This is a genomic window from Salipiger sp. HF18 (assembly GCF_011806505.1).
GTDB classification, from domain to species: Bacteria; Pseudomonadota; Alphaproteobacteria; order Rhodobacterales; family Rhodobacteraceae; genus Salipiger; species Salipiger thiooxidans.
Genome location: NZ_JAATOS010000298.1, coordinates 1 through 5,021, shown reverse-complemented (window position 1 = coordinate 5,021; position 5,021 = coordinate 1). Strand labels below are relative to the sequence as shown.

Annotated in this window: 6 protein-coding genes; 1 reads left to right on the top strand and 5 read right to left on the bottom strand. The window is 69.9% G+C overall.

The window, feature by feature from the left end:
- Positions 1-223 (top strand): PfkB family carbohydrate kinase (locus HC022_RS18960; protein WP_167453460.1); only part of this gene is annotated, 223 nt, incomplete at its 5' end.
- Between the two features lie 47 nt (positions 224-270).
- Here HC022_RS18960 and HC022_RS18955 read toward each other — a convergent pair.
- From HC022_RS18955 to HC022_RS18935, 5 genes are all read right to left on the bottom strand, one after another.
- Positions 271-1,068: a hydroxypyruvate isomerase family protein gene (locus HC022_RS18955; RefSeq protein ID WP_167453461.1), complete on the bottom strand. Its 798-nt coding sequence runs from the start codon at positions 1,066-1,068 to the stop codon at positions 271-273.
- A 97-nt stretch (positions 1,069-1,165) separates the two neighbouring features.
- Positions 1,166-2,263 (bottom strand): redox-regulated ATPase YchF, encoded by a 1,098-nt coding sequence (gene ychF / locus HC022_RS18950; RefSeq protein WP_008884728.1) that lies wholly within the window; start codon positions 2,261-2,263, stop codon positions 1,166-1,168.
- A gap of 54 nt (positions 2,264-2,317) precedes the next feature.
- Entirely contained in the window at positions 2,318-3,649 is a 1,332-nt protein-coding gene (locus HC022_RS18945; protein WP_167453459.1) for an MATE family efflux transporter, read from the bottom strand.
- Between the two features lie 158 nt (positions 3,650-3,807).
- Positions 3,808-4,722, bottom strand: coding sequence for a nickel/cobalt transporter (locus HC022_RS18940; protein ID WP_167453458.1), 915 nt, complete (start codon positions 4,720-4,722; stop codon positions 3,808-3,810).
- A partial coding sequence (locus HC022_RS18935) for a DUF1007 family protein (protein ID WP_167453457.1) occupies positions 4,704-5,021 on the bottom strand: 318 nt, incomplete at its 5' end. The genes HC022_RS18935 and HC022_RS18940, both read right to left, overlap by 19 nt.

The window sequence follows — 5,021 nt, the reverse complement described above, 5'->3', positions numbered from 1 at the left end:
CGTGCTCTGGCAGAAGGACAGCGGCGATCTCGTGGTCCCCGCCCGCCCGGTCGAGACCGTGGTGGACAGCACCGCCGCGGGCGACAGCTTTGCCGCGGGCCTGCTGGCCGGGCTCGCGATGGGCCAGTCGCTGCGCGATGCCGCCGAGCAGGCCATGGGGCTTGCCTCGCGGGTGATCCAGTCGCGCGGCGCGCTGGTGCCCGAGGCCGCCATCCCGGCCTGACCGGTTTCTGTCTCTGATATGACAAGCGGCTGAGCCGAGCGCCCGGCTCAGCCTTGCAGGCGCCCCGACGCGAGGGCGGCGCGAAGTCCCGGGAGCCAGCCAAGACCGGCACTGGTGTCGCCGCCCCGCGGTCGGTACTCGGCCCCCACCGCGCCCGCGTAGCCCGCCTGGGCAAACCCCTTCAGAAGCCGTTCGTAGCAGAGCTCGCCCCCGTCCGGTTCGCCCCGGTCGGGCACGGCGGCGATCTGCACGTGGCCGATGTCTGGCAGGTGATCGGCGAAGCGCCGGGTCAGGTCTCCCTGCATGATCTGCAGGTGATAGCAATCAAAGAGAATCTTCAGATTGTCGCGACCGACGGCGGCGAGGGTCTCGGCGGCCGCTTCGATCAGCGAGAGATGGTAGCCCGGCGCGTCACGGCTGTTGATGGGCTCGATCAGGACCGACATGCCCTCTGCCGCCGCGAGATCGCAGGCAAGGCCAAGCGTGGTGCGGAAGCACTGCTCGGCCCCGGGCGCGCCCTGCGAGCGGCCCGCCATCACGTGCACCGCGCCCGCGCCGATCGCGGCGCCGTAGCTCACCGCCTGCCGCACCGCCGCCTGCGCCTCGGCCTCGCGCCCGGGCAGCGCGGCGAGGCCGAACTCGCCCGCGGCGATGTCGCCGGGCACGGTGTTGAGCGAGACCATGCGCAGGCCGGTCTCGTGCAGGGCATCGCGCAGGGCAGCAGCCGGGGTGTCATAGGGGAAGTGACACTCCACCGCATCGAAACCGTCGGCCTTCGCGGCCCGGATGCGGTCAGGAAGTGGCAGCTCGGTGTAGAGAAACCCGAGATTGGCGGAGATCTGCATCATCTGGCCCCGTGCCCATGGAACGGTCGGAGACGAGGGGCTCTGCCCCTCGCGCTCCCCGGGATATTTGAGGCCAAAGGAAGGTGCGGGTCCAGCCTCAGGTGTTGAAGAGGAAGTGGAGGACGTCGCCGTCCTTGACCGTATAGGTCTTGCCCTCGGCGCGCATCTTGCCCGCTTCCTTGGCCCCGGCCTCGCCCTTGTTGGCGACGAAATCCTCGTAGGCGATGGTCTCGGCGCGGATGAAGCCCTTCTCGAAATCGCCGTGGATCACCCCCGCCGCCTGCGGCGCCAGCGTGCCCTTGCGGATCGTCCACGCGCGCGCCTCCTTGGGGCCGACGGTGAAGTAGGTCTCGAGGTGCAGCAGCTCGTAGCCAGCGCGGATCAGACGGTCGAGACCGGCCTCCTCGAGCCCGAGCTCGGAGAGGAACATCTCGGCCTCCTCGGCGTCGAGCTGGCTGATCTCTTCCTCGATCTTGGCCGAGATCACCACGTGGGCGTTGCCCTGCTCGGCGGCCATCCTGGCGACCGCCTCGGAGAGCGCGTTGCCGGTGGCGGCCTCGTCCTCGTCGACGTTGCAGACGTAGAGCACGGGCTTCGAGGTCAGCAGCTGCAGCATCTTCCACTGCTTGAGGTCCTCGGCGTCGACCTCGACGAGGCGTGCGGGCTTGCCCTGCTCGAGCATCTCGAGCGCGGCCTTCATCAGGCGCTCCTGCTGGACCGCCTCCTTGTCGCCGCCCCGCACCTTGCGCACGATGTTCTGCAGGCGCTTCTCGAGGCTCTCCATGTCGGCGATGATGAGCTCGGTCTCGATGGTCTCGGCGTCCGACACCGGGTCGACGCGGCCGTCGACGTGAGTGACGTCGTCATCCTCGAAGCAGCGCAGCACGTGGGCGATGGCGTCGGTCTCGCGGATGTTGGCGAGGAACTGGTTGCCGAGGCCCTCGCCCTTGGAGGCGCCCTTCACCAGCCCCGCGATGTCCACGAAGGTCATGCGCGTCGGGATGATGCTCTGCGACTTGGCGATGGACGCCAGCGTGTCGAGCCGCGCGTCCGGCACCGCCACCTCGCCCACGTTGGGCTCGATGGTGCAGAACGGGAAGTTGGCCGCCTGCGCCGCGGCGGTCTTCGTCAGCGCGTTGAAGAGGGTCGACTTGCCGACGTTCGGCAGACCCACGATCCCCATGCGAAATCCCATGTCCCGCTCCTCTGGCTAGGGTTTGGCGCCTTCCAAGGCATTTTCCGAGACGCTTTATGCGGCGCGGCGCGCGAGCGCAAGGACCCGCCTCCGGTCGAGCCCGATCACCAGCCCGAACCAGCCGCGGGTGACGCCGAAGCCCGCCACGAAGCCAAGCACGTAGGCCGAGGGCAGCCCAAGGCCCCAGTAGGCGATGGTGGCGATCTTCATCGGGCCGCGGGTGTCCTGCAGGCCGCGCAGCAGCCCCAGCGCTACCACCTGCAGCGCGTCGACCAGCTGGAAGATCGCGGCGACCTTCAGCAGCGACACGCCGATGGCGATGATCTGGTCGCGCTCGGGGTCGTCGGGCGACAGGAAGAGGCCGATCAGGTGCTCGGGGATGGTGAGGAAGGCGGTGATGGTGAACATCGCCGCGATCACCGACATCAGGAAGACCGTGTGCGCATCGCGCAGCAGGAACCCCGCCTTGCGCCGGCCGCGGGCCTGCCCCGCGCGCACCGTCGCCACGTTGGCAAGTCCGAGGTGGACCATGAAGGTGGCGGCCGAGAGCTGCAGCGCGATGCCATGGGCGGCGAGCGGCGCGGCGCCGATCCAGCCGATCAGGATGGCGGTCGCGGCGAAGAGCGCGACCTCGGCCAGCGTCGTCAGCCCGATGGGCCAGCCAAGCGCGAAGACCTCGCGCAGCATCTCGGTGTCGGGCTTCCAGAAGCGCTGCCAGAGCGTGTACTGGGGCAGGCTGAGGCGGGCGTAGGCGATCACCCCCGCCAGCGACACGCCGTGCGAGACCAGCGACGCGATGGCCGCGCCGCGGATGCCGAGCTCGGGTGCGCCCCAGTTGCCGAAGATCAGCGCGTAGTTGGCGAAACCGTTGGCGACGGCTGCAAAAACGGTGATCCAGAACACCACCCGGGTGTGCTCGAGCGCCGCGAGGAAGCTCTTGAAGACCATGACGCCGAGCGCCGGTAGCAGCCCCCAGCCCGCAACCCGCAGGTAGACCTGCGCGTCCAGCGCCACGCTGTGCTCCTGCCCGAGCAGACCCAGGATCGGGGCCGAGAACCAGAGCAGCGGCATGACGCAGGCGAAGAAGCCGATCGAGAGCCACAGCCCCATGCGGGTGGCGCGGCGGATCTGGGTGTGGTCGCCCTTGGAATCGTACTCGGCGACCATCGGCATGACGGCCCACGCAAAGCCCGACCCGAACAGGAAGAACACCGAGAACACCGTCGAGGCCAGCGTCAGTGCCGCCAGTTCGTCGACCCCGTAGCGCCCGATCATTGCCGTGTCGGTAAAGCTGATGGCAAGCTGCGCCAGATGGCCTCCGATCAGCGGAAGGCCAAGGAACAGGATCGCGCGGGCATGCCGGCGGTATGGGAGCGTCTCGTTCATGTCGGGGCTCTAGCGGGGGTCAAAGTTCGCGACAAGCCCAAGAATTAGGCAGCGGCGAAGCCACCCGCCTTACGCGATAAATCTGACACTGTGAAGCCCCTTTGCGTGTGTTCCACGCGTCATTCTCCCACCCGCCCGCGTTGCGGCGGGTTGCGGGATCAGAGCGCGCGCAGCACGAACTGCGTGGCGAGGATGGCGATCACCGCGCCGGCGGCGGCCTCGATGCCCCCCGTCACACGCAGCGCCCGCGGGCCGGTGGCGAAGCGCGCCAGCGTGCCTTCGCGGAAGGTGACCGAGGCCAGCGCCACCGCCAGCGTAACCGAGGCAGTGCCGAGCCCCATGGCGAAGGCGCCGGAGATGCCGGCGGCGTCGAGCCCCATGCGCCATGTCAGGATCAGCAGGAACACCGCGCCGGTGCAAGGGCGGATGGCAATGACGCCGATCAGCAGCAGCGCATCGCGCAGCCCCTCGACCCGCTCGACCTGCTCGGGCGTCGGCCCATGGGCGTGGCCGCAGGTGGCGCAGGTGCCGTCGTGATCGTGATGGTGGTGATCGTGGTGGTCGTGATGGCCTGCGCCCTGCCCCGGCCAGAGCTTGCGCAGTCCGCGCAGCAGCAGCCAGACGCCGATGGCCCCGATGGCCGCGTAGCTCGCCGGTTCGAACCAGCGGTCCGCCGCGTCGGTAAGCTGCTCGCGCCCCCAGCCAAGCGCGAAGACGCCGCCGTAGACCAGCAGCACTGCGGCCGCCGATTGCGCGAGGCTCGAGACCAGCGCCAGCCCCGAGAGCCGCAGCAGCGGCACCCGGCGCCCGACGCCGTAGCCTCCGATCAAGAGCTTGCCGTGCCCCGGGCCCGCGGCGTGGAAGAACCCGTAGGCAAAGCAGAGCGCCAGCAGCCCGAGAAGCGCCCCGGGCTCGCCGCTGCGCAGCCCGCGCAGCGCGCCGGCCATCGCGACCTGCGCCTCGCGCTGGCCCTCGACCGCGGCGCGCGCCAGCACGTCGGCGCCGCCGAAGCCCCAGAGCCAGATCGCCAGCACCGCCACGAGGGCGGCGCCGGTCAGGAGGACGGTTCGCATGTCAGCATGATCCGGTCGGCGTAGTGGATGCCCACCTCGAGCACCTCGAACTGGTCCTCTGGCACCCGCATCAGCTCGGCCTGCACTGCGGCCTCGGCGGCGTCGAGGTCGGCGGCGACGATCTCGGCGCGGCAGGGTGCGGGCACCGCGATCTCCGGGTCGAGGGTGTAGGCCACGTAGTAGCTCGGGTCGTATTGCAGGATCTCGAGCCCGTCGGCGGCGACCGGCTCCAGCGGGCGGAAATGCGCGGAGAGGATGCGCCCGTCCTCGACCGTCACACCGCGCGGCTCGGGCGTGCC

What these genes read in the sequence shown, in the direction of transcription:
- HC022_RS18955 (WP_167453461.1), bottom strand. Translation starts at nt 1,068, where the DNA reads ATGCAGATCTCCGCCAATCTCGGGTTTCTCTACACCGAGCTGCCACTT.
- ychF (WP_008884728.1), bottom strand. Translation starts at nt 2,263, where the DNA reads ATGGGATTTCGCATGGGGATCGTGGGTCTGCCGAACGTCGGCAAGTCG.
- HC022_RS18945 (WP_167453459.1), bottom strand. Translation starts at nt 3,649, where the DNA reads ATGAACGAGACGCTCCCATACCGCCGGCATGCCCGCGCGATCCTGTTC.
- HC022_RS18940 (WP_167453458.1), bottom strand. Translation starts at nt 4,722, where the DNA reads ATGCGAACCGTCCTCCTGACCGGCGCCGCCCTCGTGGCGGTGCTGGCG.